The sequence below is a fragment of the Streptomyces endocoffeicus genome (assembly GCF_016741935.1).
Lineage (GTDB): Bacteria > Actinomycetota > Actinomycetes > Streptomycetales > Streptomycetaceae > Streptomyces > Streptomyces endocoffeicus.
Window position 1 is genome coordinate 1 of record NZ_JAERRG010000138.1, and the last position, 1,512, is coordinate 1,512.

Here is a 1,512-nt window from a genome sequence, read left to right on the forward strand (position 1 = left end):
TCAGGAGGAGACGTACACCGTCGTCACGGCGCTGGCCCGGCTCCATGCCCATGGGATTGCTGTCGACTGGGCGGCGTTCTTCGCCAGGACGGGTGCCCGTGTCACCGATCTCCCGACCTACGCGTTCCAGCGACAGCGGTACTGGCAGCTGGAGGAGTCCTCGGGGGACGTGACGGCGGCCGGGCTCGAAGTCGCCGAGCATCCGCTGCTCGGCGCGACCGTGACGGTGGCGGGCTCGAAGGACGTCGTCCTGACGGGCCGGCTGTCGGTGCAGACGCAGCCGTGGCTGGCCGACCACCGCATCCTCGACCGGGTGCTCCTCGCCGGCACAGGGTTCGTCGAACTGGCGCTTCGCGCTGGGGACCAGGTCGGTTGTGAGACGGTGGAGGAACTCACGATCCAAGCGCCCCTCGTGCTCCCCGCGCACGGCGGTGTCCAGGTGCAGGTCGTCGTCGGCGTGGCGGATGAGGCGGGTGGGTGTCCGGTGTCGATCCACTCCCGCGCCGAGGACGCGGACGGGCCGTGGACGCTGCACGCGACCGGGCGGCTCGTGTCCGAAGCCCCGATGCCGTCCTTCGATCTGTCGGCGTGGCCGCCCCCCGGCGCGGAACCCGTTTCGCTGGACGGCTTCTACGACGGACTCGTCGACGTGGGGCTCGACTACGGCCCGACCTTCAGGGGTCTGCGCAACGCGTGGCGTCTCGGCGATGACATCTACTCGGAGATCGCGGCGCCCGAAGGAGCCGAGGCCGGACGGTACGGCATGCATCCGGCGCTGCTGGACGCGGCGCTGCACACGGTCGCCCTCACCGACGTCGAGGAGGCGGCGCTGCCGTTCGCGTGGTCGAACATCACGCTCGGCGTCGCGGGCGCGTCCAGCCTGCGGGTCCGCGTGACGTCCGTCGGGAACAACGAGGTGGCGGTGTCGGTCGCGGACGACTTCGGGAGCCCCGTGATGTCCGTCGGGTCCCTGGTCTCGCGAACGGTCAGTTCTGATCAGCTGGCGGCCTCCGACGTGTCGTCCGCGTTCCACGACTCGCTGTTCCGGACGGAGTGGCAGCCCGTCTCCGTGTCCGCGGTGTCTTCGCTGGACTGGAAGAGCTGGGAGGACGTCTCCGATGCCGGATCCACCCCCGGCGTCGTGGTGCTCAGGGTCGGCGGTGAGGATGCGCGTACGTTGACGGGTCGTGTGCTGGAGGTGTTGCAGTCGTGGTTCGCGGGTGATCGTTTTGTGGGTTCGCGGTTGGTGGTGTTGACGCGTGGTGCGGTGTCGGTGGGTGGTGCGGATGTGATGGATCTGGGTGGTGCGGCGGTGTGGGGTTTGGTGCGTTCGGCGCAGTCGGAGCATCCGGGTGCGGGTGTGATTGTCGCGGATGGGGAGCTGGGTGATGTTCCGCTTGTGGTGGCTTGTGGTGAGCCGCAGGTGGTTGTCCGGGATGGTGTCGCGCATGTCGGGCGTCTTGTGCGGGTGCCGGGTGGGTCGGTGGGTGTGGGTGGGTCGGTGTTCGACGA

At 69.4% G+C, this 1,512-nt stretch carries 1 protein-coding gene; it reads left to right on the forward strand.

Annotation, left to right across the window (positions count from 1 at the left end):
* Positions 1-1,512 (forward strand): SpnB-like Rossmann fold domain-containing protein (locus JK364_RS54230; RefSeq protein ID WP_201858849.1); only part of this gene is annotated, 1,512 nt, incomplete at both ends.